The organism is Bacillus thuringiensis (assembly GCF_022095615.2).
Taxonomy (GTDB): Bacteria; Bacillota; Bacilli; order Bacillales; family Bacillaceae_G; genus Bacillus_A; species Bacillus_A cereus_AG.
The window spans coordinates 2108432-2132618 of the sequence record NZ_CP155559.1 but is presented as its reverse complement, the minus strand read 5'-3'; the positions used below and the strand labels follow the sequence as shown (position 1 = coordinate 2132618).

Below are 24187 nucleotides of genomic sequence, written 5' to 3'. Positions count from 1 at the left end.
TGTATGACTGCTAACTTACTGTGTTTCTTGCTATTATTCTATATTCACGAAAATGACTTCCCTCTCATTTCTTATATATTTTCAATTCAAACAGACTACTTTTACATGCTATATGAAATTTTGTAACTCTTTCATCAGTGGCAGTTTCGTTCATCATTCACTGCTTGTTAGCCTGTAATTAGCTAGACAAAGTAACGTTAATGCATACAAAAAAGACATTTTCTATTAATGAAAATGTCTACTTACAATCTAGTAAAACAGTTTTGGTGTTAAATCTGCATTTTGTAATTGTGCACTCTCACCGCTCAGAACACAGCTTGTGGAGAATAAAATTGGGATATCACAAACGTCATCGTTCATTACATCATGAAATACATTTGCAGCAACACCAGTAAATGTTTGACATAAATTTGAAATATCATCGTTAAAAAATTGAATTACTTGCGCTGCAAAAACTGGAAAGACAGCATTTGGCCCACCAGGAAGCTGAGGCTGTACAACAACTTGTTCAAAATAAGGATTATTTTCTAATGCCACTTGAAATAAATGAGCAATTTCAAATGCATCTAGCGGGCATGGAAGTGGGTTTACAATGTTGTTTTCATTATTCGTTACAATAACCGTTACACTTACATTCCCAAATTCTACAAAAGATTTTAGAAGCGTCGCTAACGCTATCGCTTTTTCATTACTTAACGCGTGCACCAAAATAATATAATTCCCGCCAACTGGAATCAGCGGACCAACTGTAACAGTTGGATCAGCACCAATTGAATTTTTCAACTCATTGAAATATGTGATCCATGGTGGTGAAAGCTGAGGTTGAGCTTGTACATTTTCTTGCACTCTTTCATTACCTCCTAATACAATTCTTACTATTATAATATGCAGTAAGGAAAAAAGTGTATTAGATAAATTACTTATTTTTCACTTTTACCTATTATATCGATTAAACATTTATAGAACATTCTCAGCTTCTACTGAATTTCCCATATTTTTACTACACTATAAAATTCCATATCATTATCAACTCAACTAAAATTTCATATTATATTAATACGTCTTTATCATCTGAACGAAAAAACGCAGTATACGATACTGCATATTAGGAGCTGATTTCATGAAAAAAAAACCTATCGTGTTCAAAGTTCCACCAAATTCAAAACTAAAAGTTACATTTTTCGGTCCTTGTAACGAGGTAATTACAAATGTTTCTATAATTAATCAACTTTCTACAACTAAGTGTCATACTATTGCGCAATATCCAGACTATAAGAAATACGAAACTGAAGTGCGATCATTATCCAGTTGTTAATCTGTTCTATTTACAATCCTTACAATTTGGTTAGCTAGACGACCTCGGTAATAGACTAAAATTACTCATTTCATGATATTCCATTGATAATCTATTGATTTTTCACACGTTTTTATTAACCGAGCATATATTATCGTATGGAGATTATCCACTCATAAAACCTATCTTTCTTTAGAGCGTACTTTTTATGTATGCTCTTTTTTTATTTATCTCTCATTCTGTGCACATAAACCTGTTTACTTTTATATTTCATGAGTGGTAAACCCATCTGGTACTTATACACAACCTAATCAATGTGTATTCAGCAATGCTCCTTTATTTATTATACGTTCACTACTCTGTTAAATTAGTGTATTGATTCAATCATCATTCATTCATATATTCCCCTTCTAAATTGACCAAATATGCATTAAAATTCTTTATATACTCAAGGGGGTCAAATAGGTTCAAGTTGCATCCCATACTACTCATCTTAGGATTTATTTTATTTTTATATAGTGTAATCGCCTTAATATCCTTTCCATACATTAGCAATACCTACATATACCTATGTTAAATATGTAATTTTTATATAGCAAAGAAAAAGCCCGTAAAACAACTAGCAAATGTGATGCTAAAGAACTTTCACCACCATATTACTTATTTTCGTTGTACTCTTTTTTTATTATCTGTAGAAGATCAAATAGCCCTTTCAATCTCAAAAACTGCAAAAAATAATTTTGAAACTTTATCTTTCATTTTATATGTTATACCTCATTGCCATTTTTATTTTCACTTTCATCATTACATCCTAGCATGCGAAATGCTCCTGAAATAAACTACATTCAACCTATTTACTTATATATTGTAGAAAAGCAATAATAATCCCCCACCATTTGGTGAAGGGGATTAACTAAACCTACTGAAAAGTACTTTATTGTCTTCATTATTCAGTTGGAGAAGGGAATCTTGCAGCTTCAAAGTGAACCGTATTTAAACCATTAACATTTTGAACAATCACTCCAGCAACACTACTCTCAGCAAAAATTTCAACTGAATCCCCTGCTTCTAATTGAAGAATAGAAGTTACTGAAACATCATTATTAAAAAATACCCCAGTCCCAAAGAAATCATTATCTATTGCTATTGCTGGATTTCCATTCACACGAATTTCAACTCGAGCTCTGTAATTTACATTAAAATCATTTGGAGAGAACGTTATATTCCCTAATACACTATATACCCCTTTAGTCTTCGGAATAAAAATAGATGTTACTGGATTATATTCATTCGCTAAATCAAACTGTTCAGCTTGGAACAATACTTTAACCGAAGTATTTTCCGGAACAGGTTGATTCATTGTATTAACAGCTCTAAATGCAGACGCCCTAACAAGCTTTTCTTTCTTATCCTCACAACAATTCACTTTTACATACTTTCTATCACATTGACTATTTTTTCTAAAGCAATCATGACTTTTCTTTTTGTAATCCTTACAATACTTACAGTAATAATACGACGTAGTAAGTCCCCCTTTAAACTTATTATTACATACTATGTAACTTGGATAAGAATAGTTTGGACAAACTATTCCTATTTTCAATAGAATAAAATATCCCCACCATTTTGGTGAGGATTATCCTTTATCTTCCGTATATTCATAGTTTACCAAATTTATTTAATTGGAGAAGGGAATCTTGCAGCTTCAAAATGTGAGCCATCTTCCGAAGAACTTAAAACTCCGTCTATGCTACTTTGTGCATAAACCTCAACTCGGTCTCCTTCATCCAATTGAACGATCGTCGAAACACTTACTACATTTCCAAAACTTATTGGACCAAAAAAGTCATTATCTATAGCTATTGCTGCGTTTCCATTCACACGAATTTCTACACGAGCTCTATAATTTAAGTTAAAATCATTGGGAAAAAAACCAATCGTTCCAATAATAGAGTAAACCCCTCTAGTCTTCGGAATAAAGATAGACGTTGCTGGATTATACTCATTTGCTAAATCAAATTGTTCATCTTGGAACAATACCTTTACAAAAGTATTGGCAGGAACCGTTTGATCCACCGTATTTCTAGCCCTAAATGCTGATGCCCTAACAAGCTTATCCTTGTTGTCATTACACTTACTCGTGTTCTTACAACAGTCATGCTGTTTCTTTTTATACTCTTTACAATACTTACAGTAGTTATAGCAAGACATACTAGTTCCCCTTTCATGCTTATTACTACATATTATGTAAGAGAGATTCTCAATGTTTGGACGAGTTATTGCTTTAGCCCTATACTTGTCGCCTATTTATATACACATGAGGGGAAAACATATCAATAAAAACACAACCTAGATGTATAGTACACTCCATTCAAAGCTGATAGATTCTTCTCTTATCTATTTTACTTTCAATACATAAAAAAAGAGTTAAAAGACAGTTCGGATCTTCTCCTATTCTTGTAAGCTGATAGTCATAGGAAAATAGCCCTATACAAAATAACCACAGATAGGATTTCGTTGCTGCATATCGACCTGGTTCGTGTAAGTAAATGTTCATGTATCCCCTTTCATACAAAGCCACTAACCATCATTTATCATGATACGGTAATTCCCATTCTTTCTTTAATCGGTGTCTTCTCACAAAAAAACGCCACTTGTAGTATGTACGAAGATTGTCTCATGGATTATTTACAAATTATATATGGGGACTATTTGACGCTTACATAAACACAATTTCATCTCCCTCAATTGTGCCCGCCATTTGTAAGCAATAAGACTCACACCTCAAAACTCGGCACATACGCGAAAGTTAGGTGGGAGCCGTGCTGCCCCCCGATTGGTAAGAGCTAATAATCGATTTGGAACCCGCTCCCAACTAATAAAAATTTTTCTTTATAGATTAAATACAGTTCCATATGGAATCGTAAGAAAAGAACTTCCATATGGTGTAATTGTTTGCATTGGATAAAAATACTCCATAGATGAATAATACGGTTGGATACCTTGTTGCTGCATTTGCATTTGTTGTTGCATTTGTAACGCTTGTTGAACAGCTTGAACTGTACTTTGTGCTCCGCTATACGTTATAGATGTACCATACGCTGGTCGCATACCTGCTTGAGAATAAAAATACGAATAAAACATTATTGTCAGCTCACTTCCATATAAGTTATTACAAATTATGTTATGATTCTTTATTTCGATGAGTGCTGAAATCTAGTACACTAGCTTTTAGTAACTTTTTCATTTTAATTATATCTTTTCATGTCTTCAATTTCATATTTCAAAGAAGTTTATATAAAAAAACAGAATGAATAATCATAAATAACATTCTATATAGAACTGGATTAGATCCTAGCTTAATTAAACTTTTCATTATCACCAAATCTAACCATTACAATAATACTAGTCTCATAAGAACACCTCCATTTTGTTGACATATACTTTTAAAAAACATTCCTGGATATTTCACATAAAACATATACTCATAAACACTTTGAATCTAGAAATAAATATTAGTCATCAAACCGTACTTACTATTAAACTTTTTAAAAAGGAGGTAATTATGAAACATAATCCAAACTCAAACGATCCGTGCGAAAAGTTCCGATTCCCTTGTTTTATTTCTATATCCTCTTGTGATCAAACTAATTGTTGTACACCTGTTTTTTTCTCATCTTCTCAGCAACAAGAATTATTGTCCCTAATTAACCAATTAAGCCAAGCTATCTTTTCTTTTTTCACAACACCAAATCCAACAACTATACAAATACTCCAATCATCATTACAGGATTTAAATGATTTATTAATTACAGTACAACCAAATACTCCAAATAGAAATTTAGTTATACGAACTATAACTCAATTAATCAATTCCTTGCCAACTGCATCTCTTACTCAAATTTCAGCATTGTTCCAATTTCTATTCCAAAACTTATCTTCACTTATTAGTTGTTCAAATATATCAGACCCCCTTCTGCAGCAAACATTCAACTTAATTTTGCAAGGAATATTGAATAGTTCGCTATTAAATATTATTGGAACACCGGGACCGACTGGACCGACTGGACCTAGAGGATTTCAAGGACCTAGAGGAGCTCAGGGATCTCAAGGTGTGCAAGGGATTCAAGGACCAGAAGGACTCGCAGGAGCGACTGGGCCTCAAGGTGTGGAAGGAATTCAAGGGCCGGAAGGGCCACCTGGGCCGACTGGGCCTCAAGGTGTGCAAGGAATTCAAGGACCAGAAGGACCACCTGGGCCAACTGGTTCTGGCACTGGAATGGGAGTTCCAGGACCACCAGGACCTACTGGCCCCCAGGGTGTGCAAGGAATTCAAGGACCAGAAGGACCAGAAGGACCGATTGGACCTCAAGGTGTGCAAGGGATTCAAGGACCAGAAGGACTCGCAGGACCTACTGGGCCTCAAGGCGTGGAAGGAATTCAAGGGCCGGAAGGACCACCTGGGCCGACTGGGGATTGTGAGTGTCCACCAGGACCGACTGGACCGACTGGGCCAACCGGACCCACTGGGCCAACCGGACCCACTGGACCTGTATGTAATTTCCTTGTTTATGTTACAAACGCAGGAGTCATAGATGATCCTACCGATGATACTGTATCTATAATCAACACCGGAACAAATACCGTTGTTGCTACAATTACTGTAGATAATGCACCTCTCGAAGTAACAGTTTCACCAAATGGGACTCGCGCTTATGTTACTAATATTTTTTCAAACACCGTTTCTGTTATTAATACTGCCACCAATATAGTTGTCGCTACCATCCCTGTTGGATCTAATCCAATCGGTGTAGCTGTTTCTCCAAATAACACAACTGTTTATGTTGGAAATCACGGTAATAATACGGTTTCTGTTATTAATGCTGCTACTAACACTGTCATTGATACAATTCCTGTCGGCAACGCTCCACAAGGAATCACTGTTTCTCCAAATGGAGCTTTTGCATATGTTGCAAACGAATTAAGCAACACAATTTCTGTTATTAATACTGCTACAAATACAGTTAGCGCTACGATTCCTGTTGGTATTCGCCCTAGGATAATCGTCTTTACACTAGATGGCACTCGTGCATATGTCACAAATCAAAATAGCAATACGGTTTCTGTTATTGACACCGCTACTAATTCCGTTATTAATACAATTAACGTAGGTACTGAACCGGTTGGTATAGATATTACACCGGATGGCACTCGTATTTATGTTGTAAATAAAGTTAGCGATAATGTATCGGTAATAAACGTAGCAACAAATGCAGTAATCGATACAATTCCTGTTGCTTTATCCCCGGATCAAGTAACCATCATACCAGATGGCACTCGTGCCTATGTTACAAACCAAGCTAGTAATACTGTTTCTGTTATCAATACTGCTACAAATACGGTTATAGATACGGTACCAGTAGGTGTTGCTCCAACTGGTATAGCAACCGGAACTATTTGTGAATAAAATAAAAAAATAGAGAGACAAAACATATGTCTCTCTGTTTTTTTATTTTTTGTGCTCCTTAAAAACTTCATATTCATAACAGACCCCTGTACGTGCTTCATGTTAATTGCAATATACATATGGAGGGGATATTATTCGACTCATTACATTTTTCTTATGTATACTTCTATACATTTGTTTGTAAAATCCATTGTATTAAAAGAAGTAACCGAGTATCTTTACGAGCTTAAATAGAGTCACAAATTATCTATATCACGCTCTAATCTTATTTTCTTAACCTCCTATTCATCACCCCCTAAAATTTCACAAAATAAAAAACCAGCTGTTAAGCTACTTTACATTCGTTTTATCCCCAAGAGAAATGATAAATATATTCTCCCGTTACACTTTGATTAATTCCAATAATTCTAGCAAACCTCATTAAGTCCGCACCCTGAAGAAAATACATCGCAAGCATTACTGGTACTTGCGACCACATAAATTGATAAAACTCCTCGACTCTCTGGCTTGTTGAAACAATTAAATCATTTACAGGCCCTTGATTCCATACAGAAGTACTAACTGAACGAAACGGAAGATCTTTCCCATTAACCACTATTCGCGCCATACTTTGAGTTATGTCCACATCAATTCCCTCCATCATTACAAAAATCGGACCTGTGTATTTACTCCTTTCTTTATAAATATTCTTAACCTTCATAAATGTCTAAGGCAAACCTCTATTTTTGCTTCTATTCAGATGAATTTATTTCACACAGTTAACAGGTTAATGAAATTTCAGTATTACTCTCCTCAACTTCCGTATTATTTAGATTATTTACACCCTTATTCAACTGTACAATCCGGTATGCAAAATTACATATCTTATTATCTCAATATCACTTTATTCGCTATAAGTTAACAGAAAAACGTTCAAACCAATTGATAAATCAACATTTGTAATTTAATTCCTTATTTTAAATCCCACCTTTTTATTTTTAAACACTATATTCGAATAATTATATTGGAATTTCTTGTTGTATACACATCTATCTTTTTCAGGTATTATATACGAGAAGAGTAAGGTAAGAGTTACTCTTTGCCATTTTAGGAAAGGTCCTGTTGGAAACAACAGGACCTTTTTTCGTATTAGCAAAAGCAATATTGATTTACTCATTCAACCCACTCATCACTTCCAAAAATATATTTTCAACCATTTCACCTTTCAATTCTCGGATTTACAATGCTACACGTTCTCTTCTATGTAATCGGCTACTCGTACTATGCATGCCTCTCTTTACATACCCAGCTTCCCGTACAGCTTGTTTCCCTTTAAAGTATTTCACGTAATATAAACAAAAAAGCCGTTCTTGTTCCTTCAGCTCTTCATCATCTAGCATCTAGTTCACCTCCTTAAAAATGCAGGATTTCCCTTTTCAATATCGAATTAATAATGTTTGGAAAGGGGGTGTAACATGGCGGAAATTAAGGTGGGACTTACACAATTTTTAGACTTCACACTGAAAAGTAGTGCAGCAAAAACGAATTTTGTAAAGAATCTAAAATCTCAACCTGAATATCACCCAGTTTTTGATTACTGGAAACAATTACGAGAAACTGTTATTAAATTTCATAAAAACGAACTTCCTTTTGAATGTTTTGAAACATTAATACAAACTGTTGACCAGAAGAAAAAGCAAAACTATATTGATGTTATAAAGCAGTACAAAAAATTCATTAAAAACAAAGACGTCTCTTGGTTTGATCCAGGTAAATCACATTGGTTATCAAATAATTTAATCGTCCGCTCATCACCTGAACTTGGTTTGCTCATTAATGATGAGCCGCATCTTATTAAACTGTTTTTCAAAGGAAAAAAAGAGCGAATTGATAAATATAACATCAACTCAACACTGACATTATTAAATGAATCAACATTTTCAAATGAATATAACGATGTGAATTATACGGTCCTTAACATCCAAAAGAACAGAATGTATACAAATAACTCTATTAATAATGATCATTTAATAGCTCTTGAATCCGAAGCCCACCAGCTTTCTTATTTATGGAATAAGGTGTAAAAGGGTATAGCTATTTCAATACCTTGTTCATGCGTAATTTGGACACAATTTTCACAAATCCAATTCGTTTCTTTTAAATGAAGCTCACCTTCTTGTTTCTCACAAACAATGCAGGGTGGGCGTTTTTTGAAAACAGTTTCTTTTCCCATTTCAACATCCTAATTCTCCCTCTGAAAGAATAATATAATGATCTCCTTCTACCACATCTATAATTCCCTCCTCACTTATTAACCGCTGAATAACTCCTAAGATGTTCTTACGATTTCTTTCGCTCTATACAGGACAGCAATTCCCCCTCTTGTTAGCCGCGCTTCTCTTACAACTTCACGAACAAGTTCTTATAACGATTCCTCTAAATTCATACATGTATCCCCTACATCATTTTTGGAATTCCCTGCTTGTTGTTCAATTCACTCACCCCATTTATGAGTAATGATCATCCACCGTTTTCCTTCTCTAAGTACCGGAAAAAGATTGCTTGCTTTATCCGACATTACATTACAGGTGCTTCATAAAACATCTCATAAAAATATTTGAGGAAAAGAACGTGATAGCAATGGCTATCATGAATACAATTTAATTTCCCCCACTTATAATAGTAACCTTACAATTTCAGAAGTTTGACACAGCTCACGAAAAAGCTTATAAAGAAAAGTGAGGTTCCTAATACTCATTTCTAGATTTAAGATGCATATCTGAAAATAGCAAATGAACGACTAGGACATAAAAGAGTAGAATCACACTGGATATCTACTCACATGTTATACCAGAACTTCAAGAAACTGCGGTGAATCAATTTGCAAACGAATTATTTGGAAAGAAAACTTTCGTCAGAAGTTTTCGTTTCATAGCAAATACACCAACTAAACAACCAAAAATATGAATAGTGAAAAAGGAGAAACAAAACATGAAAGAAATCAAATCTGAACAGGAATTCAAAGACATCATCGCAAGCGAGGAGCCAGTAGTTGTTAAGTTCTTTACTACATGGTGCCCCGATTGCGTACGTATGGACAACTTTATCGGAGATGTAATGGAAGAGTTCAATAAGTTTGAATGGTATTCTATTAATAAAGATGAGTTCCCAAGTATCGCTGAAGAGTATCAAGTAATGGGTATTCCAAGTTTACTTGTATATCAAAATGGCGAGAAGCTAGGCCACTTACATAGTGCTAACGCAAAAACTGAAGAGCAAGTTACTGAGTTTTTAGAAGCATACTAGGATGAAAACCCTCTGAAAAATATTTTCTAGAGGGTTTTTATTTTGCCCAATCATCTTTCAGTTGTGTAGTATACGGATTCATCATAATAAATGTATCCCTTCCCCTATCCCCTCGATCCAAATCGCGTTTATACTCTAACTTTGCACTTTACAACATATTTTTCCTTCACGAAACTTTGTTATCCCCTTCTTAAAAAGCTAAAAAACGTCAACAATGTTTGTATAGACCCACACGAGTTTCGTTTGGTACTCTATTTATAGAAAGAAATTCCTTGTAGAAAGGTGAGTGATTAAAATGGATACTCTTTCTCATAAAGAAGCTGATAAAGGTGCAATTGTCAGCATTATGGCCTACATATTTTTATCCTCTATGAAAATCATCATCAGTTATATTACCCTCTCTAGCGCATTACGTGCTGACGGTTTAAATAACTTAACGGATATCGGTGCTTCTTTAGCGATATTAATTGGTCTAAAAATCTCTCGTAAACCTCGTGACCCAGATCATCCTTATGGGCATTCGCGCGCAGAACAAATTGCATCACTTGTTGCTTCTTTTATTATGGCAACGGTCGGTTTAGAAGTTGTTATTAGTGCCATTCAATCTTTTTTTAATCCGAAACAAGCAGCGCCTAATGTACTTGCTGCATGGGTAGCCTTATTTTCTGCTGGCGTTATGTATTTTGTGTATTTGTATACGAAAAAGATTGCAGCACGCACAAATAGTAAATCATTAGAAGCCGCTGCGAAGGATAATTTATCAGATGCTCTCGTGAGTATCGGTACAGTAGTAGGTATTGTCGGTTCGCAGTTCCAAATGCCCATTTTAGATCCTATTGCTGCTTTAATTGTCGGCCTTATTATTTGTAAAACTGCATGGGAGATTTTCGTAGAAGCTTCTCATATGTTAACGGATGGAATCGATCCAGATAAGATGGAAGAGTACACTGATGCTATTGAACATATTGGTGGCGTGGAAAACATCGTAGATATTCGCGCTCGTATGTATGGGAATCAAACGTACGTTGATATTACAATCGAGGTAGATGCTCGTATGGATGTTGGTGAAAGTCATTGTATTACTGACAACATCGAGGCTATGCTTCGGAAAAAGTTTGGCATTTACCATGCACACATTCATGTTGAACCAATGGAAAAAGAACCTATTATGACATAGGTTCTTTTTTAATGAACGTTTTATGAAATATAACACATAAAACGAGCCAGCTACCCCCAGCTGCCCATCCTGCTAATATGTCTGATGGATAGTGCACGCCAAGATATATTCGGCTAACTGAAATAGATAATACAACAAAGCTCGCTATAAAAATAATCAACAATTTTTTATGCAATGTAATTCGTTCTTCAGTAATGGTGACGTATGCAATAAATCCTAAAAAAGCAGTAGCATTCATCGTATGACCGCTCGGAAAACTATATCCAGTTGCCGTAACAAGCTGCGTTACATCAGGTCTTGCTCGTTCGTACCATAGTTTAAGCATACTGTTTAAATAACGAGATCCATAATAATTAATTGTTAGAAGTAATGCACTAAGCAACTTTTTTCTAACGAGAAAATACATTACAAGAATAATGAGTAAAGGAAAATATATTCTTTTGGAACCGATAAAAGACATCCAAGTAAAGTAGGCTGTCAAGTAATCGTTTCGAAAACTTTGAATAAAATGCGCGACTATATTGTCAAATTTCTCAATACAAGCGGTATGATACGAAAGTGATAATACGACAAAACAAATGAGTAGCGTAAAACTTAACAAGTATAAATGTCGATATCGTTTCACATACATAACCTCACTATGCAAAAAAATGGAGCGGTTGTTTTAGTTTTCCTCTCCATTTCTTTTTTATGCATAGTTTATTAAAAAATATAATTGTTAATTTTTTCTTTCATCGCTGGAATATCTTCATTCGTTACTGTAAAGCGAATCACTTTCTCGTCAAGATCAAGCGCTTCTGCAAATAAACCTGCTAATCCACGAGATTTTCTGTCTACTTCCATAATAATCTCTAAGCGATTGTAAGCGCTTGGCAAGATTAATAATTCTAGTTCATCTAATTTCCCATAATACTCTCCGGAAACAGGCACAAACTCGAATTCTTGTGCAAATGGAACTTGCTTACGTAATCGATACGGTAATTCTTCACATTCTATATGACGCGATTTAAAACCTAATTGATTTACACTCTCTAACACACTATTTAATAATACATTTGGCAACACTTGAATGTAATCACGATCACTCGGATCTATACTGCGTTTAATATCAAGGCCTGTATGCACCCAAACTGTTTTCATTCCAAGTGTAAGCGGCGTTTCAACTGGCATTATAAATGAAAATGGAATTTCTTTTTTTTCATTCGGCTCAACAGAAAAAGGTTCTGTTAAACGAACTCGCTCTAAATCATATGTTGCTGTTACTTTTTTATCATCCACTTCTCGTACATACGATGTTGATAACGTTAAGTAAATGCTTTCAATTTGTTGGCCAACTGAACCACCAGTTATATGAACCTTCCCTAGTATCTCTTCTCCAACAATATACTCATCTTTTTCAAGAACTGTATCCACTTTTGCATTACCAATACCAACGCTTGCTAAAAACTTTTGAAACATGGAACCTCCATCCTTTCTAAAGCAAAAGCTACATCTTTTTTTAAATCTTGTACATTCTCATAGTACGGCGTTTTTATTTGTAACATTCGCATAAGCATTTCACGGTTGTACTTTTCCAAAGTTAATTCTTCATACCATGGTTTTTCATGTTTTTCATTAGATTCATAGCCTGCATATAATAAAAATAACGAGAAATGACCAAGCGCATAAAAATCGCTACGAAAGTGAATTTCTCGCATCAAAGCTTGTTCACCTTCATAAGTTGTAGCTCGTTCGTCACCTTCACCTTTCCATTTAGCTAATCCAAAATCAATGATACTAATTTGATTTTCTTTCATTAATATATTCGGAATACGTAAATCTCGGTGAATAATACCTTTACTATGAAACACCGATACAATTTCTAATATTTCGTATAAAATTTTTAAAACTTCACGTTCTGTATATACATACCCATCTAGGAAAATATAATCTTCGAAATTTTTACCAGGCATATATTCCATCACAAAAAAGCTTTTTTTCTCCCATACGAAATGATCATATAAACTAGGAATCGCATGATGATTTAATGTTTGTAAAATCATTTTCTCTTGTTCAAATGATTTTCTACCAGACTCATACCTTTGTTTACTCTGTCTTAATTGTTTTAAGACTTTATATCTATTTATTTGTAAATCATTAACGACATATGTAACCCCATAACTGCCCATTCCAATTACTGATTCAATTTTATAACGTTCTGCAACGATTGTATTTTTTCGCAGTGGTCTATCAAATAAAGCTAGTATACGACGCCATTTCATCAACTACTTGAAAAGAAACTACGGCTTTTACGTTTTCTCTTATAATGCTGATGCCCATAACCAGATGAACGTCGTTTATAATCGCTACTTGAATAAGAGCGACCTCTATGGCGATAATCACTACTAGAATACGAACGATATTTTTTCCTACCTAATAAAGAATCAATAATTTTTTTGAACATCCCTTCACCTCTTGAGTAAAATTTTCTTTTAATTATACCAACTATTACCGACTATATTTGTGACAAGTTTGTAAAGAGTAAAAAACGACGAGTTAAGCCCGTCGTTACTTTCACTCATCCTCTTCATCAAAAACTTCATCAATCATACATTTCTCTAATAAGTACTCGAATGTAATATCTGCGAGATCTTCAATTTCTTCTCGTTTTGGGACGTATCCTCTTTCAATTAGTTGCTCATAAAAAAACTCCGCAATCTCTTCCGTATCAATTACGACTTCAATTTCCTTCATGAGCATCACTCCTTTATTTCTGTTTTATGAAAAAATCTCAAAAATATGTATATGAGATTAGAAAAATAGTTTTTCTTTTTTATAGGTCATATCCTTTGGACGAGACGCATACGATGGTAGTACAAGCTATCAAAAAGGGGGATTTAATTATGGAATACCAATATGAGGTAGAGCAAGAAGTTGGGCAAACAAAAGAAGAGTTCATGCATGAAGATCAATGGGCAGACTCTCTTATTAAATGGCTTTTTATTTTTTTAATAATTGTAGGCATACCTTATACTGCATATGTTGTTGTTCAATTCATTCTCTCTTTCTAGTTAACTATTTTTTCTCTGTCAATTTAACTAAATAATTATGAACAACATCCATAACAATTTTGTATTCTTCATCTTTAAATGTATCAAATAACAATTGATAATCGTTATAAATATCAAGTAATCCATCAATGATTTCTTGACGATTTGTCTTAACACTCACTTTTTTTGAGTTGTTAATTGACTTTAATTTTCCTAAATCTAATTTATTCATACCAGCTTTGTCTTGTTTCATTTTCTTCAAAATTGCATTTGCCGTTTGAGCATTGGCAAGTAACGTTAAATCTGATTCATCTGCTTCTAACCATTCACCGTCCGTAATTCGTGACAATTCGTATATTGTATCTTCCCATGCGTCATTTTTATATCTCCATACTTCTGTACGAAAACCAACAATTCGAAAAACATCTTTATCATATCCTGTTACTTGCACGAGATCACCAAAAGTGAAATTATAGTTTAATTCAATCCACTCAGTTTCACCTTTTTTCATATCTTGCTCTGAAACGTGCTGCAATGTTTGCTCTACGTAAAATCCATCGTGATTATTGACTTCGTATACGTAAACTCCATCCAAAACCTTCATATTTGTGATTTTCCCAACGGTTCCATATAGCGTAATCACGACTATGTCCCCTACGTTATATTTAGGTTGCTTTTTTCTTGCCATCTATATCTCTCCTTTTTTTGACGTCGTGATTTTGATAACAGTATATGCAACCTACTTAAAAACGCTTATCACAGAAGCGTATATTCATAAATTTTTTCAATAAAAAATATCACAATATAAAAAATTTATTTACAACGTAAAAAAGCTAGCAAATAGACTAGCTTCACTTCAAAAATTTCATATAGTTTTTATCTCTCTTGTATGTATAAATCCCAAGCTTCATCAAATATAGACATACTTTCTAGCATTCCGCTCAATTCTAAGTATGAACTAATTTCATCATAGTCATCAGATTGCTTCGGAAAACTTAAATCATCATACATCGCCTCTGCTAAATCTGAAATTTCATTTCTAAATAAAGCTGCACGATGCTTCATCATATAGTGGTAAAATGTCTTTTTCAAAAATATTCCCTACCTTTCTAACTTGGATACATTATACAAGGCAAAAAAGAAAAAAACCAGCATAAAAGCTGGTTAAAAATCGAAATAATTTCTTTTTAATAGACGTGGTCTTCCCATTAATTCTTCATATGTTAGTTGTTTTGGTAAATCTTTCGTATAAATTAGAAACAATTGATCTTCTATTTCTTTCACTGTTTGATCTGCTTGATAGTCCATACCGCATGAGGAACAAGAAATGCATGGTGTCTCTTGGATTTCAATGGCTTTCGTACCATCTGGTAATTCCCAATATACAGTATTCAAGCTTTCTTTCGCTTCTGTACTGTCACACCACATACAATTCATACTGCATCACCCTCATTTTTTTTGTCATTTTCTTCTAATTTAGCCATTTGTGATTGATACTTTTTATCTTTAAGTTGATCGCGCTTATCACGTTTATCTTTTAGTGATGCATGAGTGTCATTATCTTCATAGTCTTTACGACGGCTCATACGCTGTAAGTCGTCTGGAACAAGGTTAAATTTCTTATCACTCATAAGACCTGCGATACCAACATCTGAACGTTTTTCTTCGTAGTTTGGATAGATTTCTTTAAAGTACCCTTCTGCTCTTCCTGGGATATAGCTCTCTGGCTCTGGATACGTTGTAATAACACCTTCAAAGTTCCGAAGCACAACTTTATCTGCGCTTTGCGAAATTAAATAGTTTGGTTGAAGCGCAATTTTGCCGCCTCCTCCTGGTGCATCCACAACGAATGTTGGAACCGCATAACCAGATGTATGACCGCGTAAACCTTCAATAATTTCAAGACCTTTAGATACTGGTGCACGGAAATGACCAATACCTTCAGATAAGTCACATTGATAAATATAGTATGGACGTACACGGATTTTTACTAAGTCATGCATCAGTTTTTTCATAATTGGAACGCTGTCGTTAATACCAGCTAAAATTACTGCTTGGTTTCCGATTGGAACACCAGCATTCGCTAGCATTTCACATGCTTTTTTCGACTCTTCTGTAATTTCAATAGAAGTATTGAAATGTGTATTCAGCCATACTGGATGGTATTTTTTAATAATGTTACATAAGTTTTCTGTAATACGCTGCGGGAATACTACCGGCGCTCTTGTTCCGATACGAATAATCTCGACATGCGGAATCTCTCGTAAATTTTTTAATACATATTCTAAAATTTTATCGTTAATAAGAAGACCGTCACCACCAGAAATTAATACATCTCGTACTTGTGGTGTATCACGAATGTAACCAATTGCATCATCTAATTGTTTCTTCGGCACACCCATTCCAATTTGTCCACTAAAACGACGGCGTGTACAGTAACGACAATACATAGAACATTGATTCGTTACTAAGAATAATACGCGGTCTGGATAACGATGCGTTAGCCCTGGAACTGGTGAATCTTCATCTTCATGAAGCGGATCTTCTAAATCATATTTTGTTTTATATAACTCTTCCGAGATCGGTACAGATTGCATCCGAATCGGACAGCGTGGATCATCAGGATTCATTAACCAAGCATAGTACGGTGTAATGTTTAACGGGATCGTTTTCGTTGAAATTTTAACACCCTCTTCTTCTTCAGGTGTTAAGTTAATCACTTTCTTTAAGTCATCTAACGTTTTGATCGTATTCGTTAATTGCCAAACCCAATCATTCCATTGCTCTTCAGTAACATCTTTCCATAATTCGATATCCTTCCAGTGACGATTTGGTTTGTATACATCATGTAACATTGCTATTCCCCCTTTTTATACGCTCATCCTTTATATAAGCAATAGTTATGCCAACTTTACATTATTGATAAGTAAATGTACGGAGAACGCTATTACATAAACGAAAAAATATTTGTAAGCACTGTATGAAATCCATACATACTATCATATTCATTACTTTTTATATATGTAAACGCTCTTTTATTGGTGCAAACACACAAAAACCGCCAATTATTCGGCGGTTTTGTCGTACTTACTCAGTTTATATTGCAGCGTTTGGCGAGGGATACCTAACATTTTTGCAGCTTGTAATATATTCCCTTCCGTTTCAATTAACGCTTGATCTATTAATTCCTTTTCCGTTTGATGAAGTGCTTCTCTAAGTGGCAATATGCTCTTCTTCTTTGGCAGCTTCTCTTTCCGAAATGTACGCGGTAAACAATCGGCTGTTAGTGTATCCCCTTCTGCAATAATGACGGCATGTTCAATCGTATGTTTTAGCTCCCGAACATTGCCAGGCCATTGATAAGCTTGTAGTCTTTCTTTCGCTTCCTTATCCATTTGAAGTACACCTTTTTTATAACTTTTATTATATTCGTTCAAAAAATAAGACGCTAATAATAAGACATCCTCAGTTCTTTCACGTAGCGGCGGAATATATAATGAAAAGACATTTAATCGATAATATAAATCAGTACGAATTTTATTTTCTCTTAAACATACTTCTGGTGGCTGATTCATTGCGGTAATAACGCGAACATCTACTTTTCTCGTCTTATTATCACCAATTCGACGAATAACACCATCTTCTAATACACGTAGCATTTTCGCTTGTAAATCGAGAGGCATTGAATTCAGTTCGTCTAAAAACAATGTCCCACCATCTACAAGTTCAAATAATCCCGCTCGTTCAATTGCCCCAGTATAGCTACCTTTCGTCGTTCCGAACAATAAACTTTCTAATAGCGACTCTGGCAAAGCTGCGCAGTTTTGTGCAATAAATGGCTTGTTCTTCCGTTTAGAAGCTTCATGAATCGCTTGTACAAATAACTCTTTCCCTGTCCCTGTTTCCCCATATATTAAAACATTTGCATCAGTTGGCGCTACTTTTTGTGCTAATTCTTTCGTCTGTTTAAACCGAGCGTCATCCGTCACGATCGTCTCAAATGCAACATGCTTTTTGATTGCTTTTTTTCTAGATGACCGCTTTATTTTTGACTGCAAATCTACAATTGTATCCGTAAGTTTTTGAACTGTGGAATAATCTTTTGCAATTTCAACAGCTCCAGCAATATTTCCATCTATAAAAATAGGTAACGTCGTATTTACTGTACAAATGTCTTCCCCATTTAAATTTTGATAATGCTGAACTTGATGAACAATTGGTTTTTTTGTATCTAACACTTTCATTAACGTACTTGTTTCCCTAGATAAAGAGGGAAACGCTTCTAACAAATGTTTACCTAACACTTTGTCGATTTTTGACCCATCGTGTTTTGCAGCTACAGTATTATAGAAAATTGTAATACCATTTTCATCTACTGCGTGTATAGCCTCATCAATACTGCCCAAAATCGCTTCAATGACTTCTTGTGTCGAAACTGCTAGCAATGTCATCCCCCCTTTTGCCGAAAATCCAGCAATCACATGCCGGATTTTCGGCATATCTATGTGCGATTATAAGCATGACGATTCCGTTCTATTTTTATACTGTACTATTTAGACAAATCTTTCACCCATATATTCATATCTTCCAACTTATCGAAAATGTAGCAATTGTTCGCCAGTCTTCCTGTATACGTATAACCTAACTGATGAAAGACCGCATTCATTCCGAAAGAAAGCGATCGAGCAATTGTATAGGAGCAGAAAATCGATTTTTCTTGCAGTTCTTCTTCTAACTTAATTAGTAAACTTTTCATAAACCCATGCTTACGATATTCGGGTAAAGTAGCACAATTCGTTAATTCTGCATTTCCTTCTTTTATATTCATTTCTGCAGATGCTGTACTAATTATTTTCCCCTCGAATTCGTACACATAGTATATTGTATCGTCTTCCTTCATCGTTTGTTTTACATAACTCGCTTCGTTTAAAGGTGTCGGATACACTTCAAATACTTTTCCAAAGACAGCTGCTAATTCTTCCGCATCCTCTTCTGTCGCTTTTCTTAATAGAAATTTCTCTGGGACTATGTTTCCCTTTACTTCTTTTGCTTTAACACCGCTTAAAATAGTATCTTCCTCAGTCCAATGAATACTATTTCGTCTTTCATCATTAATAAATTTCACGAAGAAGTATGCATCGTGACCTTGAAAATAATGCGGTATTGTTGCTTCAAATAAAAAACCGAAAGAGAGCCATGTAGAAACATGCTCTCCCTTTCCTTTAATAATACATTTAGTGAAAGAATGTTTCTCTGCTAATTCGTCAATTGTTTGGATAATCCTCTCAATATTCCCTGTGTAGTGGTCTACTCGAATACGTTTATTAAAATAATCTAAAACGCCTTCTACTGTATAGCCATTCGTCTGTTCTCTAAAAGATTCATAGTATTTCATTTTTTCACCTCACACCAATCTAGTAATGTGCATGCAATAATTTTTGCGGCAGCTATCATTTTATCAATTTCTATATATTCGTTTGGATAATGTGCTACTTTCGTCTCTCCTGGACCAAATACTATCGTTGGTACACCTGCGATTTGTGTAAATAAACCTCCATCAGTCCCCCACGGAGATGCTTCAATAATTGGTTTGTTCCCTTCGATTTCAACAAAGTTATGCTCGAGTGTCGTAATTAACTCATGATTTTCTTCTAGTTCACCAGGAACCCATCTCGCTCCAAACCATTCTACTTCTACGGGATTTTCAACAAACCAATTGTCCACATTATTTAATTCAGCGATCCAATTCTCGAACTCTTCTTTTGCTGCCTCTATAGTCTCATTCGGCGCAATACCACATCTTCCTTCTAAAATTAACGAATCAGGAACAGAACTTGGCCAGCTCCCGCCTTCAATTTTCCCAATATTAATTGGAATTGGAATCGGGATTCCTTTAAATAACGGGTCTGTAATTCGGTCATTTCTCTTCTCTTCCAATTTTCTCAAATGATCTACAACAAACATGCTTTTTTCAATTGCACTTACTCCTTCATAACGTGTACCACCGTGTGCTGCTTTTCCTTTCACATGTAGACGAAACCACATGGACCCTTGTTGTTTCGGGAAAAACTTCATATTTGTCGGTTCTGGAATAATGACACCATCTGCTTTATATCCTCGTAATATAGTCGCCAATGTTCCTGCCCCGCCGCTTTCTTCTTCAATTACACTTTGAAAATAAATATCTCCTTTTAATTCAATACCAGATTCAATAATGGCTTCCATCGCAAGCATCAGTGCGACATTGCCACCTTTCATATCCGTTGTTCCACGACCATATATACGATTCCCTATTTGCTCACCGCTATAAGGGTGATGGTCCCACTGATTCACATCTCCTTCTGGTACGACATCAATATGCCCATTTAATATCATAGATTTCCCGTCGCCACTTCCTTTTAAAGTTGCCACTATGTTCGAGCTATCTGAAAAACTTGTACGTGGTGATACAAAATAAGGATGATCTTTCATTTTAGAAAATGAAGGTTCCCAAATATCAAGATCTAAACCTAGCTCACGTAATTTTTCAATCACAATTGCCTGCGCACCACTTTCATCACCAGATACGCTTTTTTCTTGAATTAATCGTTTTAAAAATTTTACGCTTTCCTCTTCATGACTCTCGATATAATCACAAATTTTCTTTTTTAATTGCTCCATATATTCCATCTCCCCTCATTCGATTACTAGTAAGTTAGAGCCAATTTTAAAATCAGCTTCTGTATGTTGTTTTATATCTTCCACTGTGTATGGGCTCATTAATTCTTGTAAAACGAGTCCACCCTGCGTCACTTCCATAACTGCCATATCCGTAATAATTAAATCTACACATTTCTTTGAAGTTAATGGTAATGTACACTCCGAAACAATTTTTGCATTTCCGTATTTATCGACATGATTCATCACAACAACGACCCGCTTCGCTTTTTGTGCCAAATCCATCGCTCCCCCAATTCCTGGAACGCGTTTTCCTGGTACAATCCAGTTCGCTAAATCACCATTCTCACTTACTTGTAATGAACCAAGAATCGTTATGTCTAATAAACCTTTTCGAATCATTCCAAACGCTGTGCAACTATCAAAATAACTCGCTCCTGTAATAAGAGAAGTCGGTAAACCTGCTGCGTTACATAAATTTTCGTCTTCATTCCCTTTTCTTGGCGTAGGTCCCATACCTACAATTCCATTTTCCGCATGAAACATAACGTTTATATCGTCAGGAAGATGATTCGGTACAAGCGATGGTATACCAATACCTAAATTTACAATCATACCATTTTGTATTTCTTTCGCCGCGCGCCTAGCAATCTTATCTCTCACTTCTACGCCCATACCCATTTCCAATTCACTCCTTCCGACGGTACGATATAATTTACAAATACTCCTGGGACAACAATTTCTTCTGGATCTAAACTCCCAAGTGGGACGATTTCTTCTGCTTCTACAATCGTTATATCCCCTGCCATAGCTACGTGAGGATTCATGTTACGAGCGCTTTTATCAAACACAAGATTACCAAATGGATCCGCTTTTTTCGCATATACAATCGCAACCTCAGCAGTTAATGCTGTTTCAACTAAATACGTCTTACCATTCATTTCAACTGTACGCTTTCCCTCTTCTACAATCGTATCAACACCTACATCAACTAATACGCCTCCAAGTCCTACACCACCAGCGCGAATACGCTCTGCTAATGTTCCTTGAGGAGAAAACTCGATTTGTAACCTTCCTTCGTTTAGCTGTCTTCCTGCATTTGGATTTGAACCAATATGTGAAGTAATTAATGATTTTACTCTTTCATTCGTAACAAGACGACCGATTCCTACATCAGGAAATCCCGTGTCATTTCCTATTAAATTTAAATTTGTAACTCCTTTTTCTAAAATCGCCTGTATTAAAGATGGAGGGGATCCAATCCCCCCAAATCCCCCAAACATTAATGTCATATCATCGTGGAACAAAGAAATTACTTCCTCTATCTCTTTTAATTTACCGAATGTATTCGTAATAGTTGTCATGCGATACTATGCCCTCCTTTTTGCATCATTTCTTCTACACTTTTTGCAAAGATTGAAAGTAATTCATCTAACTCGGAATATGTAGTTGTCATTGGCGGTGCCACAAGCAGTGCACTATCTTCTTTTCCTGCTTGCCCTGAAACAGCTTGGTATAAAAGAAGACCATTTTTAGCTGCAACCGAAATAAGTTCTGACGCTTTTGTAAACGGTTGCAATTCTACTCCAATCAGCAACCCTTTTCCGCGCACATCAGCAATGATTGTCGATTGTTGCTGAACTTTCTGTAGTCCTTTTATTAAATACTCTCCCTTTTCTGCTGTTTTTTCAGGTAGATTATGTTTCTCCATATATTCAATCACAGCTAGAGCTGTTGCTGCAGATAATGGATTTGCACTTAACGTATGCCCACTCATTACAGAACGCGACCCACGTAATATCGGCTCCATAACACGGTCACTTACAATCGTCGCTGCCATCGGTGTATATCCAGCTCCTAAACCTTTACCAAGAGTCATAATATCCGGTTCTACCCCCCAATGCTCCATCGCAAACCATGCGCCAGTACGCCCAAGCCCTGTCATTACTTCATCAGCAATAAATAAAATATCGTAATGACTACAAATATCTTTAATGACTTTATAATATTCTTTCGGCGGAACGACTGCGCCTCCAGCTGCCCCGATAATCGGTTCAGCGATAAAAGCTGCGATGTGTTCTGCACCAATTCTTTCAATTGACCTTTCTAGTTCAGTTGCACAAGCAAGCTGACAAGTTGGATATACCTTTTGCACCGGACATCTAAAACAATATGGAGCTGGAATAGTTGGATAATCTTCTAAAATTGACACGAAACGTTGTCTGCGCAGTGGATGCCCAGACATTGATAAGGCTCCCATCGTAATACCGTGATAACTCATCCATCGTGACAAAATTTTATGCTTCCCTTGAATACCTCGCTCTTGAAAATGCTGGATTGCAATTTTCATAGCTGTTTCATTTGCTTCCGTACCACTATTCACAAAAAAGCTCCAGTTCAAATCTCCTACACTTAAATCGCTTAATTTCTTCGCTAATTTTTCAGCTGGTTCACTCGTAAACTGTGATCTATAAACGAAAGCAATCTCCTCTGCTTGCTTTTTTATAACATCTGCAATCTCCTTTACGCCATGCCCAATACCTGCCGTAATTGCCCCTGATGAGCCATCAAAATATTTATTTCCGTTTTGATCATACAAATACACACCTTTTCCATGTGAAATCATTGGATACGGCTGACCAACAAGTGGTTTAATTAAGTAATCGCGCATAGCGCTCCCCCATTTCTCCAATTTGTATATATATATGAAGAAAATTGACGTTTCTTTCATAAAAAAGAACCCTCTGCGAAAGCAGTGATTTTATCAAAAAACTATTATAAAATATACAAATGAGTGCTAAATATCATTTTTAAAAACAGAAAATTCAGAACTTAAAACGAAGACCAACCCTTATCTATACGCTCAAATACCCCTCCTTTATATAAAATAAACGCTTCACTACATATTTTCTTAACATAATATCAGCTTCCCTCAATTGCCGACATTGTGTAAACTTCGACGAAACTCCCTTTAAACTCCTTCCTATTCTCCTACTTTATATTGCATATTTTCAAACAAATATCGACAATTAATCCTACTAAATGCATAGCAATTATTTTTATAGAAACCAATATTTCACATACATTCTCCTCCGTTTTATACAATAAAAAAAGAACCGATTAACCGCATTAATCAGTTCGGCACGACGCTCTTTTATTGGTTAATACTTCCCCTTGCTAACGTAAATAGAAAAAATAATGTTACAAATTCAAAATTCATCCTACATCCTAAAGCACAAAATCGTCCATAACTCCATTCACAATTCCTTTCGGGATAT

Annotated in this window: 28 protein-coding genes and 1 pseudogene; 7 read left to right on the top strand and 22 right to left on the bottom strand. The window is 35.4% G+C overall.

Translation table 11 applies throughout. The features are described 5' to 3' along the window. Positions 1–249: 249 nt before the first annotated feature. Complete coding sequence (locus KZZ19_RS10990) at positions 250–846, bottom strand: hypothetical protein (protein WP_237981053.1); 597 nt, start codon at positions 844–846, stop codon at positions 250–252. 274 nt (positions 847–1120) lie between these two features. Between KZZ19_RS10990 and KZZ19_RS10985 the strand changes: the two genes are divergently transcribed. After that, positions 1121–1315, top strand: coding sequence for a hypothetical protein (locus tag KZZ19_RS10985; protein ID WP_237981052.1), 195 nt, complete (start codon positions 1121–1123; stop codon positions 1313–1315). A 925-nt stretch (positions 1316–2240) separates the two neighbouring features. Here KZZ19_RS10985 and KZZ19_RS10980 read toward each other — a convergent pair. The 3 genes from KZZ19_RS10980 to KZZ19_RS10970 form a co-directional block, all read right to left on the bottom strand. Next, positions 2241–2852: a hypothetical protein gene (locus KZZ19_RS10980; protein WP_237981144.1), complete on the bottom strand. Its 612-nt coding sequence runs from the start codon at positions 2850–2852 to the stop codon at positions 2241–2243. 116 nt (positions 2853–2968) lie between these two features. After that, entirely contained in the window at positions 2969–3505 is a 537-nt protein-coding gene (locus tag KZZ19_RS10975; protein WP_237981051.1) for a complement C1q domain-containing protein, read from the bottom strand. Positions 3506–4186: 681 nt separating this feature from the next. Further along, positions 4187–4438: a DUF3947 family protein gene (locus tag KZZ19_RS10970; RefSeq protein ID WP_237981050.1), complete on the bottom strand. Its 252-nt coding sequence runs from the start codon at positions 4436–4438 to the stop codon at positions 4187–4189. Positions 4439–4859: 421 nt separating this feature from the next. Between KZZ19_RS10970 and KZZ19_RS10965 the strand changes: the two genes are divergently transcribed. Next, positions 4860–6761: a collagen-like repeat preface domain-containing protein gene (locus KZZ19_RS10965; protein WP_237981049.1), complete on the top strand. Its 1902-nt coding sequence runs from the start codon at positions 4860–4862 to the stop codon at positions 6759–6761. Between the two features lie 346 nt (positions 6762–7107). On the opposite strand, the gene KZZ19_RS10960 is transcribed toward KZZ19_RS10965, so the two are convergent. Next, positions 7108–7461 carry a hypothetical protein gene (locus KZZ19_RS10960; RefSeq protein ID WP_237981048.1) on the bottom strand — a complete coding sequence of 118 codons (354 nt, stop codon included), beginning with the start codon at positions 7459–7461 and terminating at the stop codon, positions 7108–7110. 517 nt (positions 7462–7978) lie between these two features. Beyond that, positions 7979–8140 carry a terminase small subunit gene (locus KZZ19_RS10955; RefSeq protein WP_432442720.1) on the bottom strand — a complete coding sequence of 54 codons (162 nt, stop codon included), beginning with the start codon at positions 8138–8140 and terminating at the stop codon, positions 7979–7981. A 75-nt stretch (positions 8141–8215) separates the two neighbouring features. Here KZZ19_RS10955 and KZZ19_RS10950 point away from each other — a divergent pair, with 75 nt between their 5' ends. Further along, on the top strand, positions 8216–8824 hold the full coding sequence (locus KZZ19_RS10950; protein ID WP_237981047.1) for a hypothetical protein: 609 nt from the start codon (positions 8216–8218) through the stop codon (positions 8822–8824). On the opposite strand, the gene KZZ19_RS10945 is transcribed toward KZZ19_RS10950, so the two are convergent. Next, positions 8803–8973, bottom strand: a complete 171-nt coding sequence (locus tag KZZ19_RS10945) for a hypothetical protein (RefSeq protein ID WP_237981046.1) — start codon at positions 8971–8973, stop codon at positions 8803–8805. The two genes, KZZ19_RS10950 and KZZ19_RS10945, sit on opposite strands and share 22 nt — an antisense overlap. Positions 8974–9298: 325 nt before the next feature. Here KZZ19_RS10945 and KZZ19_RS10940 point away from each other — a divergent pair. The 3 genes and pseudogenes from KZZ19_RS10940 (at position 9299) to KZZ19_RS10930 (ending at position 11223) form a co-directional block, all read left to right on the top strand. Beyond that, positions 9299–9707 (top strand): annotated as a pseudogene (locus tag KZZ19_RS10940) (site-specific integrase). 24 nt (positions 9708–9731) lie between these two features. Beyond that, positions 9732–10046: a thioredoxin family protein gene (locus KZZ19_RS10935; RefSeq protein WP_000658777.1), complete on the top strand. Its 315-nt coding sequence runs from the start codon at positions 9732–9734 to the stop codon at positions 10044–10046. Positions 10047–10341: 295 nt separating this feature from the next. Next, positions 10342–11223 (top strand): cation diffusion facilitator family transporter, encoded by an 882-nt coding sequence (locus KZZ19_RS10930; RefSeq protein ID WP_237981045.1) that lies wholly within the window; start codon positions 10342–10344, stop codon positions 11221–11223. Here KZZ19_RS10930 and KZZ19_RS10925 read toward each other — a convergent pair. From KZZ19_RS10925 to KZZ19_RS10905, 5 genes are all read right to left on the bottom strand, one after another. Continuing rightward, positions 11213–11848 carry a phosphatase PAP2 family protein gene (locus KZZ19_RS10925; RefSeq protein WP_000833363.1) on the bottom strand — a complete coding sequence of 212 codons (636 nt, stop codon included), beginning with the start codon at positions 11846–11848 and terminating at the stop codon, positions 11213–11215. The two genes, KZZ19_RS10930 and KZZ19_RS10925, sit on opposite strands and share 11 nt — an antisense overlap. A 77-nt stretch (positions 11849–11925) precedes the next feature. Then, positions 11926–12681 carry a sporulation protein gene (locus KZZ19_RS10920; RefSeq protein WP_237981044.1) on the bottom strand — a complete coding sequence of 252 codons (756 nt, stop codon included), beginning with the start codon at positions 12679–12681 and terminating at the stop codon, positions 11926–11928. Then, positions 12663–13484, bottom strand: coding sequence for a serine/threonine protein kinase (locus KZZ19_RS10915; RefSeq protein WP_237981043.1), 822 nt, complete (start codon positions 13482–13484; stop codon positions 12663–12665). Before KZZ19_RS10915 ends, KZZ19_RS10920 begins: the two co-directional genes overlap by 19 nt. Further along, positions 13484–13666, bottom strand: a complete 183-nt coding sequence (locus tag KZZ19_RS10910; protein ID WP_000473374.1) for a hypothetical protein — start codon at positions 13664–13666, stop codon at positions 13484–13486. Before KZZ19_RS10910 ends, KZZ19_RS10915 begins: the two co-directional genes overlap by 1 nt. A gap of 110 nt (positions 13667–13776) precedes the next feature. After that, entirely contained in the window at positions 13777–13956 is a 180-nt protein-coding gene (locus KZZ19_RS10905; protein WP_000658451.1) for a YozD family protein, read from the bottom strand. Between the two features lie 149 nt (positions 13957–14105). Between KZZ19_RS10905 and KZZ19_RS10900 the strand changes: the two genes are divergently transcribed. Then, positions 14106–14273, top strand: a complete 168-nt coding sequence (locus KZZ19_RS10900) for a DUF3930 family protein (protein ID WP_000456535.1) — start codon at positions 14106–14108, stop codon at positions 14271–14273. Between the two features lie 4 nt (positions 14274–14277). Here KZZ19_RS10900 and KZZ19_RS10895 read toward each other — a convergent pair whose 3' ends face one another. From KZZ19_RS10895 to KZZ19_RS10850, 10 genes are all read right to left on the bottom strand, one after another. Then, complete coding sequence (locus tag KZZ19_RS10895) at positions 14278–14940, bottom strand: hypothetical protein (RefSeq protein ID WP_000101496.1); 663 nt, start codon at positions 14938–14940, stop codon at positions 14278–14280. A gap of 188 nt (positions 14941–15128) precedes the next feature. After that, entirely contained in the window at positions 15129–15344 is a 216-nt protein-coding gene (locus tag KZZ19_RS10890) for a YozE family protein (protein ID WP_237981042.1), read from the bottom strand. Between the two features lie 72 nt (positions 15345–15416). Continuing rightward, positions 15417–15689: a YokU family protein gene (locus tag KZZ19_RS10885; protein WP_000995761.1), complete on the bottom strand. Its 273-nt coding sequence runs from the start codon at positions 15687–15689 to the stop codon at positions 15417–15419. Next, on the bottom strand, positions 15686–17107 hold the full coding sequence (gene ablA / locus KZZ19_RS10880) for a lysine 2,3-aminomutase (protein WP_088096323.1): 1422 nt from the start codon (positions 17105–17107) through the stop codon (positions 15686–15688). Before ablA ends, KZZ19_RS10885 begins: the two co-directional genes overlap by 4 nt. 210 nt (positions 17108–17317) lie before the next feature. Then, on the bottom strand, positions 17318–18703 hold the full coding sequence (gene rocR, locus KZZ19_RS10875) for an arginine utilization transcriptional regulator RocR (protein ID WP_237981041.1): 1386 nt from the start codon (positions 18701–18703) through the stop codon (positions 17318–17320). 98 nt (positions 18704–18801) lie between these two features. Further along, positions 18802–19647, bottom strand: a complete 846-nt coding sequence (ablB, locus tag KZZ19_RS10870; protein ID WP_088096322.1) for a putative beta-lysine N-acetyltransferase — start codon at positions 19645–19647, stop codon at positions 18802–18804. Continuing rightward, positions 19644–20912 carry a peptidase gene (locus KZZ19_RS10865; RefSeq protein ID WP_237981040.1) on the bottom strand — a complete coding sequence of 423 codons (1269 nt, stop codon included), beginning with the start codon at positions 20910–20912 and terminating at the stop codon, positions 19644–19646. The genes ablB and KZZ19_RS10865 overlap by 4 nt, the downstream gene beginning before the upstream one ends. A gap of 15 nt (positions 20913–20927) precedes the next feature. Further along, positions 20928–21590 (bottom strand): CoA transferase subunit B, encoded by a 663-nt coding sequence (locus tag KZZ19_RS10860; RefSeq protein ID WP_000525267.1) that lies wholly within the window; start codon positions 21588–21590, stop codon positions 20928–20930. After that, positions 21575–22273: an acetate CoA-transferase subunit alpha gene (gene atoD / locus KZZ19_RS10855; protein ID WP_000208105.1), complete on the bottom strand. Its 699-nt coding sequence runs from the start codon at positions 22271–22273 to the stop codon at positions 21575–21577. The genes KZZ19_RS10860 and atoD overlap by 16 nt, the downstream gene beginning before the upstream one ends. Continuing rightward, positions 22270–23580, bottom strand: a complete 1311-nt coding sequence (locus KZZ19_RS10850; protein WP_001205889.1) for an aspartate aminotransferase family protein — start codon at positions 23578–23580, stop codon at positions 22270–22272. The genes atoD and KZZ19_RS10850 overlap by 4 nt, the downstream gene beginning before the upstream one ends. Positions 23581–24187: the final 607 nt, after the last annotated feature.